Origin of the sequence: uncultured Phascolarctobacterium sp., from assembly GCF_937920985.1 — a bacterium.
In the GTDB taxonomy this organism is placed as follows: Bacteria; Bacillota; Negativicutes; order Acidaminococcales; family Acidaminococcaceae; genus Phascolarctobacterium_A.
Map to the genome: position 1 here is coordinate 1 of NZ_CALDXR010000010.1, position 21,773 is coordinate 21,773.

At 50.3% G+C, this 21,773-nt stretch carries 19 protein-coding genes; 15 read left to right on the forward strand and 4 right to left on the reverse strand.

What is annotated here, in order from left to right; translation table 11 throughout:
• Positions 1–71: 71 nt before the first annotated feature.
• From Q0612_RS01490 to Q0612_RS01500, 3 genes are all read left to right on the forward strand, one after another.
• Entirely contained in the window at positions 72–518 is a 447-nt protein-coding gene (locus Q0612_RS01490; protein ID WP_281738005.1) for a DUF3427 domain-containing protein, read from the forward strand.
• Between the two features lie 84 nt (positions 519–602).
• Complete coding sequence (locus Q0612_RS01495; protein ID WP_298879836.1) at positions 603–1,013, forward strand: peptide deformylase; 411 nt, start codon at positions 603–605, stop codon at positions 1,011–1,013.
• 48 nt (positions 1,014–1,061) lie between these two features.
• A complete protein-coding gene (locus Q0612_RS01500) occupies positions 1,062–1,829 on the forward strand; it encodes a hypothetical protein (protein WP_298879838.1) in 768 nt (255 codons plus the stop codon).
• Positions 1,830–1,904: 75 nt separating this feature from the next.
• Here Q0612_RS01500 and feoB read toward each other — a convergent pair whose 3' ends face one another.
• The 3 genes from feoB to Q0612_RS01515 all read right to left on the reverse strand — a co-directional run bounded on the left by feoB (position 1,905) and on the right by Q0612_RS01515 (position 5,113).
• On the reverse strand, positions 1,905–3,911 hold the full coding sequence (feoB, locus tag Q0612_RS01505) for a ferrous iron transport protein B (RefSeq protein ID WP_298879840.1): 2,007 nt from the start codon (positions 3,909–3,911) through the stop codon (positions 1,905–1,907).
• Positions 3,908–4,156 (reverse strand): FeoA family protein, encoded by a 249-nt coding sequence (locus Q0612_RS01510; protein ID WP_009145060.1) that lies wholly within the window; start codon positions 4,154–4,156, stop codon positions 3,908–3,910. Before Q0612_RS01510 ends, feoB begins: the two co-directional genes overlap by 4 nt.
• 132 nt (positions 4,157–4,288) lie before the next feature.
• The gene (locus tag Q0612_RS01515) at positions 4,289–5,113 is read right to left on the reverse strand and encodes a transglycosylase domain-containing protein (RefSeq protein WP_298879843.1); all 825 of its coding nucleotides are present in this window, start codon (positions 5,111–5,113) and stop codon (positions 4,289–4,291) included.
• Positions 5,114–5,351: 238 nt separating this feature from the next.
• Here Q0612_RS01515 and argC point away from each other — a divergent pair, with 238 nt between their 5' ends.
• From argC to Q0612_RS01555, 8 genes are all read left to right on the forward strand, one after another.
• A complete protein-coding gene (gene argC, locus Q0612_RS01520; protein WP_246869376.1) occupies positions 5,352–6,386 on the forward strand; it encodes an N-acetyl-gamma-glutamyl-phosphate reductase in 1,035 nt (344 codons plus the stop codon).
• Between the two features lie 92 nt (positions 6,387–6,478).
• Entirely contained in the window at positions 6,479–7,684 is a 1,206-nt protein-coding gene (argJ, locus tag Q0612_RS01525; protein ID WP_298879849.1) for a bifunctional glutamate N-acetyltransferase/amino-acid acetyltransferase ArgJ, read from the forward strand.
• 256 nt (positions 7,685–7,940) lie between these two features.
• Positions 7,941–8,831, forward strand: coding sequence for an acetylglutamate kinase (gene argB / locus Q0612_RS01530; protein WP_298879851.1), 891 nt, complete (start codon positions 7,941–7,943; stop codon positions 8,829–8,831).
• Positions 8,832–8,868: 37 nt separating this feature from the next.
• On the forward strand, positions 8,869–10,059 hold the full coding sequence (locus tag Q0612_RS01535) for an aspartate aminotransferase family protein (protein WP_298879853.1): 1,191 nt from the start codon (positions 8,869–8,871) through the stop codon (positions 10,057–10,059).
• Between the two features lie 18 nt (positions 10,060–10,077).
• Positions 10,078–11,019 (forward strand): ornithine carbamoyltransferase, encoded by a 942-nt coding sequence (argF, locus tag Q0612_RS01540; protein WP_021720575.1) that lies wholly within the window; start codon positions 10,078–10,080, stop codon positions 11,017–11,019.
• 247 nt (positions 11,020–11,266) lie between these two features.
• The gene (locus Q0612_RS01545) at positions 11,267–12,487 is read left to right on the forward strand and encodes an argininosuccinate synthase (protein WP_021720576.1); all 1,221 of its coding nucleotides are present in this window, start codon (positions 11,267–11,269) and stop codon (positions 12,485–12,487) included.
• The gene (gene argH / locus Q0612_RS01550) at positions 12,487–13,899 is read left to right on the forward strand and encodes an argininosuccinate lyase (RefSeq protein WP_276764499.1); all 1,413 of its coding nucleotides are present in this window, start codon (positions 12,487–12,489) and stop codon (positions 13,897–13,899) included. Before Q0612_RS01545 ends, argH begins: the two co-directional genes overlap by 1 nt.
• A gap of 165 nt (positions 13,900–14,064) precedes the next feature.
• Positions 14,065–15,438, forward strand: coding sequence for an ATP-binding protein (locus Q0612_RS01555; RefSeq protein ID WP_298879857.1), 1,374 nt, complete (start codon positions 14,065–14,067; stop codon positions 15,436–15,438).
• A gap of 104 nt (positions 15,439–15,542) precedes the next feature.
• On the opposite strand, the gene Q0612_RS01560 is transcribed toward Q0612_RS01555, so the two are convergent.
• Positions 15,543–16,913 (reverse strand): sodium-dependent transporter, encoded by a 1,371-nt coding sequence (locus Q0612_RS01560; RefSeq protein WP_298879859.1) that lies wholly within the window; start codon positions 16,911–16,913, stop codon positions 15,543–15,545.
• A 667-nt stretch (positions 16,914–17,580) separates the two neighbouring features.
• Between Q0612_RS01560 and Q0612_RS01565 the strand changes: the two genes are divergently transcribed.
• The 4 genes from Q0612_RS01565 to Q0612_RS01580 all read left to right on the forward strand — a co-directional run bounded on the left by Q0612_RS01565 (position 17,581) and on the right by Q0612_RS01580 (position 21,688).
• Positions 17,581–19,230, forward strand: a complete 1,650-nt coding sequence (locus Q0612_RS01565; RefSeq protein WP_298879861.1) for a hydantoinase/oxoprolinase family protein — start codon at positions 17,581–17,583, stop codon at positions 19,228–19,230.
• The gene (locus tag Q0612_RS01570) at positions 19,230–20,555 is read left to right on the forward strand and encodes a histone deacetylase (protein WP_298879863.1); all 1,326 of its coding nucleotides are present in this window, start codon (positions 19,230–19,232) and stop codon (positions 20,553–20,555) included. The genes Q0612_RS01565 and Q0612_RS01570 overlap by 1 nt, the downstream gene beginning before the upstream one ends.
• A gap of 63 nt (positions 20,556–20,618) precedes the next feature.
• Positions 20,619–21,212 (forward strand): XTP/dITP diphosphatase, encoded by a 594-nt coding sequence (locus Q0612_RS01575; protein ID WP_210684688.1) that lies wholly within the window; start codon positions 20,619–20,621, stop codon positions 21,210–21,212.
• A complete protein-coding gene (locus Q0612_RS01580; RefSeq protein WP_009145046.1) occupies positions 21,209–21,688 on the forward strand; it encodes a metallophosphoesterase in 480 nt (159 codons plus the stop codon). Before Q0612_RS01575 ends, Q0612_RS01580 begins: the two co-directional genes overlap by 4 nt.
• The last annotated feature ends 85 nt before the right edge of the window (positions 21,689–21,773 follow it).

Genomic DNA, 21,773 nt, shown 5'->3' on the forward strand with positions numbered 1-21,773 from the left:
CTGGCGGTCTATCTCTTGTTTTCGGTTGCTTGCTTCCTTACCGTACATGAGCATTTTATCATGGCTTCAAGCTGTATGGTTCATATACGCGTAAGGATGTCTGCCGTATATTGAATTGGGCGAAGGATGAAAGCGCTGTTGTTTATGGTTATAGGGTTAAATATAATACCTGTCCGATATTTGTAACCTATAAAAAAGACGAAAACATTAGCGAAAGCACTAAATACGATGACAGATTTGCCAGTCCTACGATTTTTAACTGGCAGACGCGCAGCAGAGTTAATATTGATTCGCCGGAGGTTGTGGCGATTGAGCAGCCGGAAACACTGAAGCTCCTGTTTATCAAAAAGAGTGATGCTGAGGGCTCAGAATTTTATTTTATGGGCGAAATGCTGCATAAGCAGAGCATCGGTACAACTATTACCGGCAATAAGGGCGAAAAGCTTTCTATTGTGCAAATGTTTTACGAAATGAAAACGCCGGTAGAAGCAAAGATTTATGATTATTTTGAAGGATGATTGCCCGAGGTTGCTGTAAAGGCTGTTCTTGGGCATTGCGTCAGATAAGGCTGGCGCTAACCAAAAAACCTACGGAGGTACACCATGGAAAAACCAATAGTAAAAGACGAAGCCTTTTTGGCACAAAAATCGCAGCCTGCAACCTTTATGGATATTGCAGTAGCGCAGGATTTATTAGATACGCTCGCAGCTCATGCGGACCGTTGCGTGGGTCTGGCAGCAAACATGATCGGTGTATCCAAATGCGTTATTGCCGTAAATATCGGCCCTACGAATATTGCTATGCTGAACCCGGAGATTACCAAGCGCTCCGGCAAGTATATGACGGAGGAGGGCTGCCTGTCACTTGAAGGCGAGCGTGCTGCAGTACGCTGCGAAAAAATTACGGTTTCCTATCAGGACATGCAGTTTAAAAAGTGCAAGCAAAGCTTCAGCGGCTTTACGGCGCAGATTATCCAGCATGAGATTGACCATTGCCATGGTATTATAATTTAAGCGCGGAATAGCCCGAGAGGCTGCAAAGTGCTTGTGTATTCAAAAAGAATGTTAGAAATTATCTTAGAAAATATCGTCACTGCTCCCAAAGGGCTTGGCCTGCCTGCAGTGTATGCAGAGTCCGACGTGCTGCTTTACAGGCAGTACGGACGCTATGACACGGTTGCCGTGCAGCGCGAGGGCAGGCAATTACTCGAGCGTGCGGAAGCATTGCAGGTGGAGTATGATATCGCTGCATTGCCAAGGCTTGGCAAGCAATATGCCGAGTGGAGCAAAAAGCTGCAGCAGCTAAAGTTTAAACGCCTGCTGCACGGCGAATTTGCTGCGGGCAAGGGGATTACGCTTTATGTGAATGCTATCAGGCAGGAATGTGCTGAGCATGGCTGGGATTACGCAGCTTATTATGATTCCGTGCTGATGCATGAGCGTGTGCATCTGCTGCATTATCAGGCGGTGCTGGCGCACTTCGGCGCTGCCGGCGCAGCGGTGCAGAGTGCGGAATACAAGCTGGCGCAGCGCTATTGGTACGGCCGGCAGACGGAGGCGGCGCAGGCTGCCGTGGTCAAGGAAACGCTGGCGGAGTTTGCCCGCTGGCTGTGGTGTTTGCGGCAGGGGCAGCATAGTATAGGGCAGACGTTTTTGCAGACGCGCGAGGAGGCGCGGACGTGCATTCCGTACTATCCTTATGCAGGAGTGCGGGGACTGTGCGCGTTGCATGCAAGGTCGCCGCAGGCGGCAGTGCGGGCGTACAGCGAGCTGTGGCAGCTGTCGCTGACGAGCTGGCAGCAGGCATATGCGCGGATAAAAGAGCTGTAGAGCAGTAAAATAGGCAAAAAAATAACAGCCCAATTCTCAAAGCATGAATCTTGGGCTGTTTTCTTATGCAATTTTTTAGGCGAAGCCAAGCATTAAACCGATTTGCCTTACAATAAACGCCACGCACCAAGCCACAACAAGCTCATAGCCCATAAGGCAGAGCGTGCTGGTATCGGAGTTCAGCTCGCGGCGGATGGTAGCCAGCGCTGCAACGCAGGGCGGATAGAGCAGGCAGAACACCAGGAAGGTGTAGGCTGTGAGCGGCGAAAAGAGGCTTGCCAGATCAGGCGCGCCGCCGCTGCCGACTGCAAGCACGGAAAGCGTACTGATGACAACCTCTTTAGCGGTAATGCCGCAGATGAGCGAGGTTGTTGCCTGCCAACTGCCGAAGCCTAGCGGTGCGAAAATCGGCGCCGCCAGCTTGCCGATGGAAGCGATAACGCTGTCGGAGGCATCTACCATGTAAAAGCGCACATCAAAGTTTTGCAGGAACCAGACGATGATGCTGACGAGGAAAATAACTGTGAAGGCCTTATGCAGAAAGTCCTTGGCCTTTTCCCACATATGCATGATGATGTTGCGCGCCGTCGGCAGACGGTAGGCAGGCAGCTCCATGACAAATGGGACCGGCTTGCCACGGAACACCAGGCTGTTGAGCAAAAAGCCGGAGAGAACAGCAACGCAGATACCGGTGAGGTAGAGCGAAAGCATGACCAGGCCACCGTTATGCGGAAAGAAGGCGGCAATGAACATACCGTAGATGGGGAGCTTGGCGCTGCAGCTCATGAACGGGGTGAGCATGATGGTCATTTTGCGGTCGCGCTCACTGGCGAGGGTGCGCGAGGCCATGATTGCCGGCACGCTGCAGCCGAAGCCGATAATCATCGGAACGAAGGACGAACCGGAGAGACCGATTTTACGCAGCATCTTATCCATAACGAAGGCGACACGCGCCATGTAACCACTGTCCTCCAGCATCGAAAGGAAGAAGAATAGCGTAACGATGGTCGGCAGGAAGGAAAGCACGGCACCGACACCGGAGAAGATGCCGTCGATAATCAGCGAATGCATCGGCGGTGCAATATCCAGCACGGTGAGCGTGTTATCAACCGAAGCTGTTACAGCATCGATAACATTGCTGAGGATGTCACTGAGAAAAGCTCCGATAACGTCAAACGTGAGCCAGAATACAATGCCCATGATAAGCACGAAAATAGGGATAGCATAGAATTTATGCGTCAGATAATGGTCAATTTTGACGGAGCGCAGCTGTGCTTCCGTATGCTTGGGCTTCTGTACGGTTTGTGCGCAGAGGTCCTCGATATAGGCATAGCGCATATCTGCCAGTGCTGCTTCCTTATCCGTTTTGAGGTTTTGCTCCATTTCGGTAACGAAGTGGCCGATGATATCGCATTCGTTTTCCGAAAGCTGCAGCGCTTTGGCGAAATCGCTGTCACCTTCGATAAGCTTGGTGGCGGTGAAGCGCAGCGGCAGGTTTTGGCGGCGTGCTTTGGTCTCGATTAAGTGGGCGATACTGTGAATAGCGGTATGCACAGGACCGCTGCAGAAGTCCAGACGCTGTGGCAGCTGCTGGTTTTGCGCTACCTCTACGGCGCGGCGCAAAAGCTCGCCTACGCCCTCGCCGGAGTTGGCGGTGATGGGGACAACCGGCACGGTCAGCGAATCCTCCATTGCTTTAATGTCAATGCTGCCACCGCTGCCGGTGAGCTCGTCCATCATGTTGAGGGCGATGACCATCGGGATATTCAGTTCAATGAGCTGCAGCGAAAGATACAGGCTGCGTTCAATATTAGTTGCGTCAATGACGTTGATAATTGCGTCCGGCTTATTGTATAAAAGCAGGTCACGCGTAACAATTTCCTCCGAGGTGTAGGGAGAAAGCGAGTAGATGCCGGGCAGGTCGATAACGCCTGCGTCGGGAACGGCGAGAATGGTACCTTCCTTTTTCTGGACGGTTACGCCGGGAAAGTTGCCGACGTGCTGGTTACTGCCGGTGAGATAGTTGAACAGCGTGCTTTTGCCGCAGTTCTGGTTGCCGACGAGGGCGAAATGCAGCTTCATGCTTCGCTCACCTCCGGCGTAACGGTGATTTTTGCGGCTTCCTCCGCACGCAGCGTCAGCTCGTAGCCACGCAGGGAGATTTCCAGCGGGTCACCGAGCGGTGCGCGCTTGCGTACCATAACGCGGGTGCGGGGCGTGAGCCCCATATCAAGCAGACGGCGACGCAGAATGCTGCCTTCGCCGCCGACCTTAGCGATGATAGCCTCCTGACCTAAGGGAAGCTTATCTAATGTTGTAGTTTCCATGATTTTGACCTTCTTTGATTGATTTTGCTTAAGCTTCAATTATATATATGAAGCATGAAGCGGTCAAGTAAAACAGGGGTTTTAGCGATAAACGTTAATTAAAAAATATACAATGTAGATTTTGTTACAGCTTTACATGACGGTGCCGTTGGTGAGGCGGATTTTTTCTGCCTTGGCTTCTGCCAGCTGGCCCTGATTAATCATACCGTATTTATGCATAGCGGCCAGCACCAGCAGCTGACGTTTTTTGCAGCCCTCGGGGTTTTCCAGCGGATTGAGGCTGGTGGGCGCGTAGGGAAGCGAGGCGATGACGGCGGCCTCGGCCAAAGTCAGCGCCGAAGGTGCCTTGCCGAAGTAGGTTCTGCTGGCCTGTTTAATGCCGGTGGAGCCTGCGCCGAAGTAGGTGGTGTTCAGATAAAGCTCCAGAATTTCGTCCTTGCTGTAATTATCCTCCAGCATGAGCGAGAGCACGGCCTCTTCAATTTTACGCTCCATGCTTTGCTCGTGCGAAAGAAAAACGTTTTTGACAAATTGCTGCGTCAGCGTGCTGCCGCCCTGTACTACCTCGCCGGCGTTGATGTTGGCCAGTGTGGCGCGCAGAATACCTTCTACGGCAATAGCGCCGTGATTATAAAAAGCGTGGTCCTCTATAGCAATCAACGCCTGCGGAATATCGCGCGACATGGCGTCAAGACTTGTCCAGTTCGGGTTTTGACGGATAGGATCGATAACCTCATCCATATTAAAGGCCAGATAGAATTTATGTACGGGCGAGGGCCATTCCTCCTTGGGAGGCAGCAGGCTGGTGAAAAGCGCCATAGCGGCGGATTTTTCGTGCTTGCTGACCTTCTGCTGTTCCTGCTGTACGGGGGTGGTAGGCTGAGCCTTATCCGTAATGTTGTCATAACCCACCATGCCTATAAAAATAAGCAAAGCCATGATAATAATTTTAAACATAAGATACACCTCGTTAGTGATTTTGATATATTTTAAACAGTGACGTGTATAGCTTTCACGTCTATTGTAACAATAAAGTGTGAATTTGGCAAAAAATACTGGTATATTTATCTTTTAGGTAGTAAAATAAGATTGTAGAATGGATTATTGTCCCTTAATTTTTACAAAAAAATTCACAAAGTGCTTGCAAAATTATACAGTTTGGTTGTATAATTATCGAGTACAAAGGAGGATGGATATGAAAGCAAGTGTTATCGGTGCAACAGGCTATGCAGGAGTTGAGCTTCTGCGACTTCTGGACGGACATCCGGAAGCGGAAATTGCCGTGATTACCTCTGAAAGTAGTACAGGAGAGGCGATTGCTTCTATGTATCCGCATTTGTCGGGACGTATTGAAAAGAATCTGCAGTCGATGCAGGAGCTGGATGCTATTGCTGCAGCAAGTGATGTGATTTTTATTGCCTTGCCTCATGGCCATGCGATGAAGATAGGCAAGCAGCTGCGAGGAAGCAAGACCAAGATTATTGACCTCGGCGGCGATTATAGATTTAAGGATTACCATGTGTTTGAACAGTGGTACAAGGTGAAGCATGAGGACCCGGAGGCACAGGCTGTCTACGGTCTGACCGAGCTTTTCCGTGATAAGGTGCGCGGGGCGCAGCTGGTGGCAAATCCCGGCTGTTACACAACCTGCAGCATTCTGGCGCTGGTGCCGCTTTTAAAATATAAGCTGATTGAAACTAAGGGCATTGTGATTGATGCCAAAAGCGGTACGACCGGTGCGGGACGCAGCCTGAAGGCAGGCAGCCTTTACTGCAGCGTCAACGAAAGCTTTAAGGCCTACGGTGTTGCGTCACACCGCCACACGCCGGAAATCGAGCAGATTTACAGCGAGTTTGCCGGTGAAGATGTAGTGATTCAGTTCACACCGCATCTGCTGCCTGTGGACCGCGGTATTTATGCAACCTGCTACGCACAGCTGAAGCAGGGCGTAACGGATGCACAGATTGAGGAGGCCTATCAGGCAATGTACGGCGATGAATTTTTCATCCGCCTGCGCGGTAAGGGAGTTTGCCCGGAATTGAAGAATATCCGCGGCTCCAACTATGTGGACCTTGGCTGGCAGACCGATAAGCGTACAGGCCGCATTATTGTGATGAATTGTATTGATAATCTTGTTAAGGGTGCTGCGGGACAGGCAGTGCAGAACATGAATGTGATGTTTGGCATTGATGAAACTGCCGGCCTGCGTCAGCTGCCGCTTGTTCCTTAAGCTTGTTATAACTATTATACTATAAAAAGGTGCTTAGCGGTGATGCCGCTGTAGAAGAAAAGATGTAAGCACCAAGGAAAGAGGGGAATCTCATGAAGAAAATCGAAGGCTGGGTGACTGCACCGCAGGGCTTCCTTGCTGCCGGCGTCAAGGCCGGTATCAAAGCCAGCGGCAATCATGATGTAGCAGTTATTTTTAGTACCGTGCCTGCTGCCTGCGGTGCGGTATTTACACAAAATAAAATGTGCGCTGCTCCAGTGCTCGTGAGCCGCGAGGTCAACAAGCACGGTTATGCGCAGGCTATTGCCGTAAACAGCGGCTGTGCCAACGCCTGCACGGGCGAGCAGGGATTGGCGGATGCCAAGAAAATGCAGGCGCATACGGCAGAGCTTTTAGGCATTGCGCCGGAAGCAGTCTTTGTCTGCTCCACCGGTGTTATCGGCCAATTCCTGCCGATGGACAAGCTGCTGACCGGCATTGCCGATGCTGTTGACAGCCTGGACGAATGCGAGGGCGAAAGCTGCGCTATGGCGATTCAGACTACGGATACCTTTATCAAGCACGCTGCCTATGAAACGGAAATCGGCGGCAAGAAGGTAACCTTTGCCGGTATTGCCAAGGGTGCGGGCATGATTCATCCGAACATGGCAACTATGCTGACCTTTATTACTACCGACGCCGCCGTTGCTCCCGATGTACTGAAGCGTGCGGTGAAAAAGGCTGCCGACAAATCCTTCAACATGGTTGTTGTCGACGGCGATACAAGTACCAATGATAGCATGATTGTGTTGGCCAACGGTCTTGCCGAAAACGGAATTATTCTTTCGGAGGAGCATCCGGATTATCCGGCCTTTTTTGAAGCGCTGGTTGCCTGTGCTACCGACCTTGCCAAAATGATTGCGCATGACGGCGAGGGCGCTACCAAATTCCTGGAGGTAAATGTTACCGGTGCCGCAACCTGGGAGGATGCCAAAACTGCAGCGATGGCTATTGCCAAATCGCCGCTGGTAAAAACAGCCTTCTTCGGTGAGGACCCGAACTGGGGACGCATTGTCTGCGCTGCAGGCTACAGCGGCGCTGCCATGGAGGCAGATAAGGTAAATCTTTCTATCGGCGGTATCCGTCTGGTAGAAAACGGCATGAACTGCAATGTGCCTGCCGAAAAGCTGGCGCCGACCATGGCCGAGCATGATATTTCCATGAGCATTGACCTGGGTGCCGGTGAGGAAAGCGCAACTGTGTGGACTTGCGATTTCAGTTATGAGTATGTGAAGATTAACGGCGAATACCATACCTAAGCGACGCGATATAAGGCATCATCTGCTTCACAATGGTTCCTCGACGTACCTCTAGTACGCCGTCGTCACCATTGCTCGCATCTAATACCTTCTCTCGCGTCTTCAAAGAGAAGCAGAAGCAATAATATATAGATGCAAAATAAATATGTAGAGTACGATGGAGATTACATCTGATACTTTCGCTCGCATCTTTGGAGAGAAGCAATAATAAATATAAACGCAAGACAAATATAAAAAATGAGGGAGGACTATCACTATGTTAATGAACGAACAACAAGTACAGACCTTAATGGAAGCACTGCCGTATCTCAGCAATTTTAAAGATAAAACCATTGTTGTAAAATATGGCGGAAACGCTATGCTTAACGATGATTTGAAAAACAAGGTGCTGCAGGATATCCTGTTCCTGCAATACGCCGGCATGCGTCCGGTAGTTGTTCACGGCGGCGGTCCGGAAATCAGCCGTCAGCTGGAGCAGGCTGGTAAAAAGAGCGAATTTGTCGGCGGTTTGCGTGTAACCGATGCAGAATCCGCAGCTATTGCCGAAATGGCGCTTGTAGGCAAAATGAACACTGACCTTGTCGGCCGTCTGAATGCTTTGGGTGGTAAGGCTGTTGGCCTCAACGGTAAGGATGCTAACCTGCTGAAGGCTAAAAAATATCTGGCTGATGTTTATGAAAACGGTGAGGTTAACCTGGTAGATATCGGCTTTGTCGGCAGCGTTAAGGAGGTCAACACCGATTTGATTAACTGCCTGCTGGACGGCGGTTATATTCCTGTAATCGCTCCGACCGGTGTTGGTGATGAGGGTGAAACCTATAACATTAACGCAGATGTTGCTGCCGGTGAAATTGCCGGTGCGCTGAAGGCAGAAAAGCTGCTGGTGCTGACTGATGTCCGCGGTATTTATTCCGCATATCCGGATGAAAGCAGCTTCATTTCCACTCTGACCTTTGAAAAGGCTCATGAGCTTATTCTTAAGGGCAGCATTGACGGCGGGATGATTCCTAAGGTTCGCTCCTGCATTAAGGCTCTTAGCGGCGGTGCCAAGAAAACACATATCATTGACGGCCGTGCCGAGCATTCTATTCTGATGGAGCTTTTCAGCGACAAGGGAGTTGGTACCGAGGTAGTTAAAGAAATCTGATAGCAGGGGCTTGTATGAGGGGGAGATATTCTTGACAATGGATAAAAAAACAATTATAGAAGAAACAGAAAAATACTATCTGCCTGTTTTCGGCAGATATCAGATGGTTATGGAGCTTGGCCAGGGCTGCCGTGTGTGGGACAACGAGGGCAATGAGTATGTGGATGCCTTTGCCGGTATCGCTGTCAACAGTCTTGGTTACAATCATCCGGTGCTGGTGAAGGCTATCAGCGAGCAGGCTGCCAAGCTGATGCATTGCTCCAACCTGTATTATACCGAGATTCAGGCGAAGGCCTTGCGTGTTGTGGCCGAGGCTACCGGCATGGACCGTATTTTCTTTGCCAACTGCGGTGCCGAGGGCAATGAGGGCGCTATGAAGCTGGCGCGCAAATACGGCGTGAGCAAGGCACCTACGAAATATAAAATTATTTCTGCGGACGAATCCTTCCACGGACGTACCTTTGATACGCTGGCTGCTACCGGTCATGATTATTATCATGTCGGCTACGGTCCGCTGAGCCCCGGACACGTGCTTGTGCCCTACGGCGATATTAAGGCGCTGGAGGCACAGATGGATGATGATGTCTGCGCTGTACTGCTGGAGCCTATCCAGGGTGAGGGCGGCGTACATGTACCGTCTGACGAATATCTGCAGCAGGTGCGTGCGCTGTGCGACAAGCATGATGCGCTGCTGATTTTCGACGAGGTGCAGACCGGTGTTGCGCGTACCGGCAAATGGTTCGCTTATATGCACAGCGGCGTGAAGCCTGATATCCTGACCTTTGCCAAGGGCATCGGCGGTGGTTTCCCGGTTGCAGGCTTTGCTGTGCCGGAGCGCCTGGCGCATGTGTTCAAGCCCGGCGACCACGGCGGCACCTTCGGCGGTAACCCGCTGGCCTGCGCCGCTGTGTACGCAACGCTGACGACTATCAAGTCCGAAGGCTTGGTAGACAAGGTTGCGGAGAAGGGCGAATACTTTAAGAATGAGCTGCGTAAGCTGCAGGAAAAATATCCTGACAAGGTTACCGATGTCCGTGGCTGCGGCCTGATGCTTGGCATGGAGGTTGCCGGTGAGGGCAAGCCGATTGTGGAAAGCTGCCTGGAAAACCATGTTATTGTGAACTGTACTGCGGGTAATGTTATCCGCATTGTACCGCCGCTGATTATCAGCAAGGAAGAAATTGATATTGTGGTTGCTGCGCTGGATAAGGCGCTGGCGGCCTGTTAAAAACGAGAGGGGATAAAAATGAGTTTAAAAGACAAAGACCTGATTTCTATTCATGACCTTAGCGTAGGCGAGGTCGCAACAATTCTTGATGTGGCAAAAAAATTGAAACGTAAGCAAAAGGCCGGTGAGCCTCACCAGTATTTGAAGGGTAAAACTCTGGCTATGCTGTTCTCCAAGGCTTCTACACGTACCAGAACCTCTTTTGAGGTAGGCTTCTGGCAGCTGGGCGGCCATCCGATTTATCTGAGCGATTCCGCTTCCCAGATCGGCCGTGGCGAGCCTATTCGTGATACAGCGCGTGTACTTTCCCGTTTTGTTGACGGTATTATGATCCGTACTTTTTCGCATGATTCCGTTATTGAGCTGGCTAAATATGCCAGCGTTCCCGTTATCAACGGTCTGACCGATTTGCTGCATCCCTGCCAGGCGCTGACCGATATCTTCACTATTCAGGAGAAGATGAAGGTGCTCAAAGGCCGTAAGCTGGTTTATGTAGGCGATGGCAACAACATGGCACACTCTCTGATGTTTGCCTGCGCTAAGGTTGGCATGAACATGATCTGCGCCAGCCCGAAGGGCTATCAGCCTGACCCGGAAATCCTGCGCCTGGCGCAGGAGGATGCTGCCCAAACAGGCTGCAGCATTACCGTAGAGGAGGACCTCTTCAAGGCTGCCAAGGGCGCCGACGTGCTCTATACCGATGTATGGACCAGCATGGGCGAGGAAGCAGAGCGCGAGGTTCGCTTCAAAGCACTGCATAATTATCAGATTAACCAGGCGTTGCTGAACGAAGCACGTCCGGAAGCAATCGTTTTGCATTGCCTGCCCGCACATCGCGGTGAAGAAATTACCGAGGAAGTGCTGGAGGGACCGCAATCTGTTGTATTTGACCAGGCAGAGAACAGACTGCACGTACAAAAGGCTATTATGGCGCTGCTGATGAGCGACGAAGTACTTTAAAACAGGTCTTGAATGTATAAATATAATGGCTGAGCGTATAGGTTTATATGCTTAGCCGTTCTTGTATACAGACAAAATTTTCTGAAATACGCTATATTTTGGGCTTTTTGTTACATCTAGTACACAAAAAGTATTGTATACATGCGCTTAAATACTTGATTTATGCATAAAAAGGGTATATAATACAAGAAGTTTGTAAGTTTATTCACTAATGCATAGCATTATAGAGAAATGGGAGGCTATTATAATGAAAAAAGAAGATATTAAGAAAGTAGTTCTGGCTTACTCCGGTGGCCTTGATACATCCGTAATCATCCCCTGGCTGAAAGAGCATTACAACAACTGCGAAGTTATCGCTGCCTGCGCTGACCTTGGCCAAGGCGACGAACTGGAACCAGTTCATGACAAAGCACTGAAAACCGGTGCAAGCAAATGCTACATCATGGACCTGAAAGAAGAATTCATCAGCGACTATGTATGGCCTACCGTTAAGGCCGGTGCTGTATACGAAAAGAAATACCTGCTGGGTACTTCCTTCGCTCGTCCGCTGATTGCTAAAAAATTAGTTGAAATCGCTGAAAAAGAAGGCGCTGACGCTATTGCTCACGGTGCTACCGGCAAAGGCAACGACCAGGTTCGTTTCGAACTGTCCGTAAAGGCTCTGGCTCCGCAGCTGGCAATCATCGCTCCATGGCGTGAGTGGGAACTGCGCAGCCGTGACCAGGAAATCGACTATGCTGCAGCACACAACATTCCTATTCCTGTATCTCATGACCATGACTACTCCATGGACCGCAACATGTGGCATCTGTCCCATGAAGGCAGCGACCTGGAAGATCCGTGGAATGCACCGAAAGATGAATTGTTCATCGTTACCAACATTCCTGAAAAAGCTCCCGACAAACCGGAATATGTTGAGCTGGAATACGTTGAAGGCGTGCCTGTAAGCGTTAACGGTGAAAAACTCAGCCCGGCTAAGCTGGTTGAAAAGCTGAATGAAATCGGTATCCGCAATGCTGTTGGTATCACCGATATGGTTGAAGACCGTCTGGTTGGCATGAAATCCCGTGGCGTTTATGAAAATCCTGCCGGCGCTATCATCTACTACGGCCACAACGATCTGGAAAACCTTTGCCTGGACCGTGCAACCCAATCCTTTAAGCAACAGGTTTCCATCCGTTATTCCGAGCTGGTTTACGATGGTATGTGGTTCAGCCCGCTGCGTGAGGCTCTGGATGCTTTCGTTAACGAAACTCAAAAAACCGTTACCGGTACTGTTCGCATGAAACTTTATAAAGGCAACATCTACAGTGCAGGCGTTAAATCCCCGTACTCCCTGTACAGCCAGGAATATGTAACCTTCGGCGAAGACGAAGTTTACAACCAGGCAGATGCTACCGGCTTCATCAACCTCTTCGGCCTGCCGCTGAAAGTAAGAGCGCTGATGAAGAAAGGCAACCTGAAATAATGGCTAAGCTTTGGGGCGGTCGTTTCAGTAAGAATACGAACGAATTGGTGGACGCATTTAATGCGTCCATTGATTTTGATAAACGCTTATATCACGAGGACATCCGCGGCAGCATTGCTCATGCCGGTATGCTGGCTAAATGCGGCATCATTCCGGCAGAGGACGGGGAGAAAATCATTGCCGGTCTGAAAGACATCCTGGCTGATATTGAAGCAGGCAACTTCCATTTTGACGTTGCGCTGGAGGACATTCATATGAATGTGGAAGCGCGTCTGACCGAACGCATCGGCAGCGCCGGCGCCCGTCTGCATACCGCACGCAGCCGTAACGACCAGGTTGCACTCGATATGCATATGTATATGAAGCGTGAGGTTGCCGAAATTGCCGAGCTTTTGCTTAAATTTGAGGAAGCTCTCTTAACAGTTGCCAAAAAGCACGAAAAAACTCTGATGCCGGGTTATACCCATCTGCAGCGTGCGCAGCCTATTACCTTTGCTCATCATATGCTGGCATATTTCAATATGCTGCAGCGTGACTTCCGCCGCCTGCTGGGCGTTTGGGAGGGCGCGGACATGATGCCGCTGGGTGCCGGTGCGATTGCAGGTACCACGTTCCCAATCGACCGTTTTATGGTTGCGGAGGAGCTGAACTTCGGCACAGTTTATCCGAACAGCATGGACGCAGTAAGCGACCGTGACTATATCATTGAATTTCTTTCCTTTGCTTCTACCCTCATGATGCATATGAGCCGTCTGAGTGAGGAAATCTGCCTCTGGAGCAGCACCGAATTCGGCTTTGTTGAGCTGGACGATGCTTTTGCCACCGGCTCTTCCATGATGCCGCAGAAGAAGAACCCTGATATTTCCGAGCTGGTACGCGGTAAAACCGGCCGTGTGTATGGTCATCTGATGGCTATGCTGACAACGGCTAAAGGCCTGCCGCTGACCTATAATAAGGACCTGCAGGAGGATAAGGAAGGCTTCTTCGACGCTATCGACACCGTTAAATTCACACTGGCTGTTTATCGTGATATGATTCTGACGATGACGGTTAATGTGGACAAGATGGCGCAGGCTGTGAGCAAGGACTTTTCCAATGCCACCGACTTGGCTGACTATTTGGTACGCAAGGGACTGCCCTTCCGTCAGGCACATGAGGTTGTCGGCAAATGCGTTGCTTATGCAATTCATCAGGGCAAATTCCTGCCGGAGATTTCTCTGGAGGAATACAAGCAGTTCTCCGACCTTTTCGAGAGCGATTTGCTGGTAGCTCTGAAGCCCGAGCATTGCGTAGAAGCACGTAAATCCTACGGCGGCCCTGCTTTCTCCGAAAACGAGAAGCAGTTCGCTATCGGTGACAAGGTGCTGGCAGTGCAGCAGGCTAAGCTGGAGAAGCTGCAAAGCAAGCTGTAAAAATTTAATAGAGCAAAATTATAGAGGCTGTCACGAAAGTGGCAGCCTCTTTGCTTGCAGTGCAGGGGTTAGCAAAAAAATATTGACAAATTCTGATGGAAAATATAAAATTATACTGAAATTAAATTCAGTGAAACGGAATTCAGTATAAAAGGAGGTTACAGGATGTTTGTCGGTAGAGAAGCAGAGTTACAGCAATTAACAGAAGTTTTTGCTAAGCCAGGTAAGCAGGCAGTGATGCTTTATGGCAGGCGCAGAGTTGGTAAAAGTACGCTAATTTTAGAAGCTATAAAGAATATAGCTTGCAAAGTTATTTATTATGAGTGTCTCATGACTTCTCTAGAAGATAATTTAAGAAGTCTTGAGGCGAAGGTGAAGGCTTGCTATAATAATAAATTTTTACATTTTGTCGATTTCGAGGAGCTGTTTGAATTTTTGGGGTCGCAGCAGGAAAAAGTCATCATTATTATTGATGAATATACATATTTGAAGAAAACAAGTGACGCTCATTACATAGATTCGCTGTTTCAGAGAATTGTTGACAGCTTAAAAAATAATATAGATCTTGTACTGCTTGGTTCATATGTTGGCATGATGAAAGAATTGCTTCAACAAGAAAATCCGCTGTTTGGCAGATTTTCTTTAATTCTGCATATCAGGCCTTTTGATTATTATGATGCATCTTTATTTTATGCAGAGCTTTCAGCTTCTGCAAAACCAGCATTATATGCAGTGTTTGGTGGCAGTCCATTTGTTAATGTACTTATTAATGAGGAAGAGAATTTAGAGGGTAATATTGAACGATTGCTGCTCAATGCAAATAGTCCTGTCAGCATCTATATGGAATATATTTTATTGGCGGAGCTATCTAAGGTGGCGAATGCTAATATGATTTTGTCTGCTTTGGCTAATGGCAAGAAAAGGTATGGAGAAATTGAACAGCTGATTTCCGGCAATTCCAATGGCAGCTTAGACAAGCAATTGAAAAATTTATTGGAGATGGAGATTATTCAAAAGATTTATCCGATTAACAAGAAAAATGATAAGAAAAAGACTTTCTATGAGATTAGTGATAATCTGGTGCGTTTTTATTATGCCTATATCTATAATAAGCGTGATGTTATTGCAAGAATCGGTACTAAAAATTTTTATGAGCTGTATATAAAGAGCAGCATCAAGACATTTATTTCGCACCGGTATGAAGCCATTGTCAGAGAGTATTTTTCCAGACAGTTGCGAGAAGGCAAAAGGTCAGATGTGTATGATATCGGAACTTTTTGGTATGATATGCCTAAGGAAAGACGTAGCGGCGAATTTGATTGTGTTTTAGAGCTGAAGAATGGTTATGCATTTTATGAAGTGAAGTATTACGATAAGACTTTTTCGAGGGCGGAGGCAGAGGCTGAAGTGCAGCAGCTGAAAAATGTGTTGAGCTTTATGGAGGTTAGTAGGCTTGGTTTTGTGGCTCTATCTGGTTTTGACTTTACCAGTTCTGAGTATGAGCTCATCAGTGGAGCAGAGCTGTACAAGTATAATTGACATAATCAAACGAGCACTACTTGCAGGGTATGCAGGTAGTGCTCGTTTCGCGTTATAGAAATGTGTAAAATTGGGTTTGACGCTACAGGACACCCCAATTTATCTTATTTGAAGAAGATGGCGTAATAGCCGTTGAAGAAGATGTACAGGACAATCAGCGGCAGAATGTAGGTTGCATAGAAGCGCATCCATTTCGGGAAGCCTATGCCTTTGCCGGTATCAACCTCTTCAATGAATTTGTTCCAGCCCCAGCCGTAGCGGGTAGTGCAGAAGGCTAGGAAGATGAGGCTGCCCAGAGGCAGGATATTGTTGCTGACGAGGAAGTCTTCCAGATCCAGCACGCAGGTGCCTTTGCCCAGAGGCTCAAAGCCACTCCAGATATTGAAGCCGAAAACGCAGGGCAGGGACAGCAGAATCATGCCGATAACAGCAAAGGGGATGAGGCGACGGCGGTCACCGCCGGTCAGCTCGCAGATGCTGGAGATAATCATTTCGAATACGGCAATAACAGTGGACATTGCCGCAAAGAGCATGAAGAGGAAGAAAAGGGTGCCCCAGATACGTCCGCCGTTCATAGCGTTGAATACGTTGGGCAGGGTGATGAAGAGCAGGTTCGGGCCTGCATCCGGCTGGATACCGAAGCTGAAGCATGCCGGGAAAATAATCAGACCGGCAACGATTGCTACGAAGGTATCGAGGAACATAATCCACAGCGCTTCGTTGGTGAGCTTCTGCTCCTTGCCGATGTAGCTGCCGAAGATGGACAGAGAGCCCATGCCGATGCTCAGTGTGAAGAAGGCCTGGCCCATAGCGGCGAAGATTACCTCGCGTACACCGTGCTCGGCAATTTTGTCGAAGTCCGGGTAGAGGTAATACTTGAGGCCGGCTTCACTGCCCGGAAGCAGCATGGAGTTGGCTGCAAGCACAACCATCAGCACGATGAGGAAGGCCATCATAACCTTGGTGATGCGTTCAACGCCGTTGCGAACGCCCAGGTAGCAGACGCTGAAGCAGAGCATGATGATGATAGCCATATTGCCGGCCATAGTTGCCGGGTCCTGCAGCAAAGCACCGAAAACGCCTTTGATGCCCTGAGCGTCCAGACCGGAAAGGTCACCGACAGCCATTTTATAAAGGAAATAAAGCATCCAGCCGCTGACGGTGGTGTAGAACATCATGAGGATGATGTTGCCGGCAATAGTTACATATTTGAACAGATGCCATTTAGTTCCCTTCGGCTCCAGTGTGTCGAAGGATTTTGCCGGACTGCGTCTGCTGGCGCGGCCGACAGCGAATTCTGCTACCATGATGGGCAGGCCCAACAGCAGCAGGAAGCACAGGTAGATGAGCACAAAGGATGCGCCGCCATATTGACCTGTGACGAAAGGAAAGCGCCAGACGTTGCCTAAACCAATGGCACAGCCGGCAGAAATCAGGATAAATCCCAAGCGTGAAGAGAAGCTCTCACGTTCCATAATACATATCGTCTCCCTTACTAATACAATAATAGTATATAGTATAAGCTATTATCCTGTTTTTAGCAAGCTAAAGAGAAATAAATGCTCTCGCAGGCTGCGGTAACGGCGAATTTGATATAGGCCAGGCAGGAATATTAAATATAACAAATCGTTATAACATTTAACTTGACTATGGGCAGAGCCTATTTTATAATAGCCTCACACACAGAGATGGGTTTTGTGTGTAGAGGAGAATTAAAATGGAGAAAAAATATCTAATTATTTTGAGTACTGTCATTTTATCTTTATGCGGTGCTGCCAGCCTGGTTTACTATGATGCTCTTTTGAGAGCCTAGTTAAATTTAAGCGGCGGCAACTTACATCCGGCAATCGCAGATGCAGGACATTATCAGAAATATAAAATGTCTGCAGGATTACCCCACCCGGATGCCAATAATAATTACAAGGCGTAAGCAACGGAGCTTACGTCTTTTTTTCTGCCCGCAAACGCTTGCTGGTGTGTTGCATATAATTATAGAAAGGAATTTTCTTAGCATGGCGTTTGGCAACATGATATAATATAATTAATATAGACTGTCTGTTATTAGCTTGGTGAACGTAAATATAGTATAGGTTAAAAGAATACGCATTGATACTCTGGTTTAAACGAAGGAGGGATGAAGCAATGCTGTTAGGTATTGATGTAGGCGGAACCTTTACGGATGCCGTAGTGCTGCGGCAGGGCGAGGTGGTGGCGCAGGCCAAACGCGCGACGACGCATGACGATGTGCTGCAGTGCGTGCTGGCGGCGCTGGATGCGGTGCTGCAGCCGGGGATGGCGCAGGAGCTGGAGCGTGTGGTAATATCCAGCACTATCGTGACCAACGCTTTGACCGAGGGCAGCTTGCCGCCGGTGTTTTTGGCAATTATCGCCGGACCGGGCATGAACGTCAAGGGACATCTGCCGGTAACACCGTATTATCTGTCGGGTTATGTTGACCATCGTGGCAAGATTACGGCCAATATCGATTGGAGCAGGCATCAGGAGCTGCTGCGGCGCAAGGGCAGCGGCGTGTGCGCGGTGAGCGGCAAGTTTTCCGTGCGTAACCCGCAGCTGGAATATCAGGCGGAGCATGAGCTGAAAAAATGCGGCTACAGCAAGGTGTTTTTGGGCAGCGAGCTGAGCGGTGAGCTGAACTTTGTGCGCCGCAGCAATTCTGCGTATTTTTCCGCGCAGGTTTATGAGCTTTTCACCCGTTTCTGCAGGCGCGTGGAACGTGCTTTGGCAGAGCGCGACATCAGCGCTCCGGTGCATATTCTGAAGGCGGACGGCGGTACGCTGCCGCTAGAGGCAGCCTTGCAGCAGCCGGTGGAGGCTGTGTTTACCGGTCCTGCGGCTTCCGTACTGGGCATAGAGGCGCTGTGTGCTCCCGAGGTTAACAGCATTTCGCTGGATGTGGGCGGCACTACTACCGACATTGCCTTCTGGGAGAACGGCCTGCCGCTGATGGCCAGCAAGGGTGCGACGGTTGCCGGTTATCCTACGGCGGTGCGCGCCTTTCATATGCGCAGCATCGGCATCGGCGGCGACAGCAGGCTGCATAAGACGGAAAACGGTTATGTTGTCGGTCCTGAGCGCGAAGGTCCCGCTGCCGCTGTCGGCGGCAGCATAGCGACGCTGAGCGATGCGCTGATTACCGCAGGTTATGTGCATTTCGGTGATGAAGAGCGGGCGCAGGCGGCGATTGCCGCTTTGGGCGGCGAGCCGCAGGCGGAAGCACGCAGGATTGTGGCTGCCGCTGTTGAGCAGATTAAAACGACGATTCGGGAAATGCTGGACGAATGGGCCAAGCAGCCCGTATATACGGTTAACGATGTTATCAAGGGCACGGAATTCATCCCGCAGCAGCTGATTGGCGTCGGCGGCGGCGCACCGGGCTTAATCAGGGCGTTGGGCGAGGCTATGGCGCTGCCGGTGGATATTCCTGCCGGAGCGATGGTGGCGAATGCTATCGGTGCATCTGTAGCAAGGCCGACGCTGAGCGCAGGACTCAGAGCGGACACTACCGATGGCTATTATATTATTCCTGAGGGCGGAAAACGCGAAAGCCTGCCGCGACGCTTTAATAAGCAGGCGGCAGAGGAGCTGCTCGCAAGCTGGCTGCGGGAGCAGACGGCGCAGTGGCAGCTGCCCGACCAGGAAACGGAGCTTATCAGCTACGAGCATTTTCATACAGTACACGGCTATTACGAAACCGGCGATATTTACAGCCTGCGTATGCAGCTGAAGCCGGGAATTCTCTATAAGGTTAGCGGCAGGGAGGTGAGCTTCTGATGGCAAAGAATACCTTGGGATTAGTATTTTTCCCTGCGTTTGACTGGATGATCAGCCCCGGTCACCCCGAACGGCAGGAGCGCTTATTATATACGCGCGACCAGCTGGAGGAGGAAGGCCTCTTCGACTGCGAGGAGATTAAGGAATATCGTCCGCGTCTTGCTGAATTCGAGGATTTGCAGCGCGCGCATGTAGGTGTGCCGTCGATTGCGCGCCTGATTACGCCGGCGCATCTGACCTCTGCGGGAGGCTGTCTGGCGGCTGCCGACGCCGTAATGCAGCGGGAGGTGCAGCGTGCCTTTGCTCTCGTGCGTCCGCCGGGACACCACGCTATGCGTGTGGTACACGGAATCCGTGGTTTTTGTACTATTAATATTGAAGCAATAATGGTAGAATATTTACGTAGCAGGTATAATATCCGTAGGATTGCTGTTGTGGATACCGACGTGCATCACGGCGACGGTTCGCAGGATGTGTTCTATCATGATCCCGATACGCTGTATATCTCCTTCCATCAGGACGGGCGCACCTTGTATCCGGGCACAGGCTTTCCTAATGAAGCAGGCAGTCCTGCGGCCTGGGGCACGAACATCAATCTGCCCTTGCTGCCGGGAACAGGCGACGAAGGACTGCACCGTCTGTATGACGGCTTAATCACGCATATTCTGGAGGACTTTCAGCCGGAGCTGATTATCAACAGCGCCGGACAGGATAACCATTTCAGCGACCCGCTGGCTTCCATGCAGGTGACGGCGCAGGGCTATGCGCGTCTGGCGGATAAGCTGCAGGCGGATATTGCGGTGCTGGAGGGCGGTTATTCGATTGAAAGCGCCCTGCCTTATGTCAACACCGGTATTATTCTGGCGATGGCAGGCATGGATTACAGCAAGGTGGTGGAGCCTGATCTGCGCGGACTGCGCCCGCAGGATGAGCGCTGCAACAAGCGCGTAGACCAGCTTATTGCCGAGGTCGGCGATTTGTACTTCAAGCGTGAGAGCACGAGCAAGGAATTGCTGGCGAAATGCGGTAATATCTGGCAGCGCAGCAAGCATATCTACTACGATGAGGAGGGAATCCGCGAGGAGCAGGTGGAAAGCGTGCATTATTGCGAACGCAAGGCCTGCCGCGGTTATTTTATCCTGCAGACGGCGGCCGAAGGGACGCGCTTTGGCGACCAGAGTGCTTTCATTACCTGCCTGACGCGCGAAATCTGTCCGCATTGCCGACAAAAGGCCTACGATGCAGCGCTGGCAGAAAAGAAGCGCGGCCGCTGGCAGTATGTGCTGGTGCAGGATATTGCCACAGGCACAGTAGAAAATCTATAAATAATAAGCATTAGGACGCTGCCGAATAAATATGCGTCCTAAGCTAAGAATCGAGGTTAAATAATGATTAATGAATTGGTTGTAGCTACCCATAATCAGGGCAAGGTGGAAGAGTTTAAGTCTTTAATGAAGGATTTGCCGATTGAAATCAAATATCTGGCAGATTTTGATGCAGTAGAAGCACCGGCGGAAACAGGCCGCACCTTTGCTGCCAATGCCCGCCAAAAGGCTACCTATTATGCAAAGAAGCTGGGCAAGCCCTGCATCGCCGATGATTCCGGCCTGGAGGTTCAGGCACTGGACGGTGCTCCCGGTGTGCGCAGTGCGCGCTATGCCGGCGAAAAGGCCAGCGACGAGGACAACAACAACCTGCTGCTGCACAACATGAAGTTTCAGGTTAAGCGTACCTGCCGCTTCCGCTGTGCGCTGTGCGTAGCACAGCCCGATGGCAAGGTGCTCAATGAGGTAGACGGCATCTGCGACGGTATGCTGCTGCATGAGCCTCTGGGTGAAAACGGCTTCGGCTACGATCCGCTGTTCTGGTCTACCGAGCTGCACAAGGGTATGGCAGAGGCTACTATGCAGGAGAAAAACAAAATCAGTCATCGCGGTAAGGCAATCCGTAAGCTGGTTGCTATCTGGAGCAAAAAGAAATGAGAATAGGCATTACGGGTGATACGCACGGCAGTGCGCAGGCGATTCGCCGCATTCTGCAGCAGACACCGCCTATCGAGCTGTGGCTGCATACAGGCGATTATGCGGCTGACGCCAACCGTCTGCATGATGCGACAGGCATCAAAACTGTGCGTGTGCGAGGTAACTGCGATTTACTGGATGACGGCAGTAAATTTGACGAGTACCTGGAAATAGAAGGCTACAAAATCTGGCTGACGCACGGACACAGATATATAGAAAGAAATGTGCAGGCTGATTTGGGTTATTGGGCCAAGCAGCTGGGGCAGGATATCGTGGTGTTCGGGCATACGCATGTGCCGATGGCCGAATATTATGCGGAAACGCTGCTGGTGAATCCAGGCAGTCCGTCCCGCCCACGCGGCGGCTCGGAGCCTTGCTTTGCAGTGCTTACGCTGCAGGCGGGACAGACACCGCAGGTGGAATTCTTCAAGGTCTGATTCTTTGGTTAAGAAAATTTTGCGCAGTAAGCAAAAATCTTTTGACAATTCCTTAAAATGATGTAGATTACACAGAAAACATCTT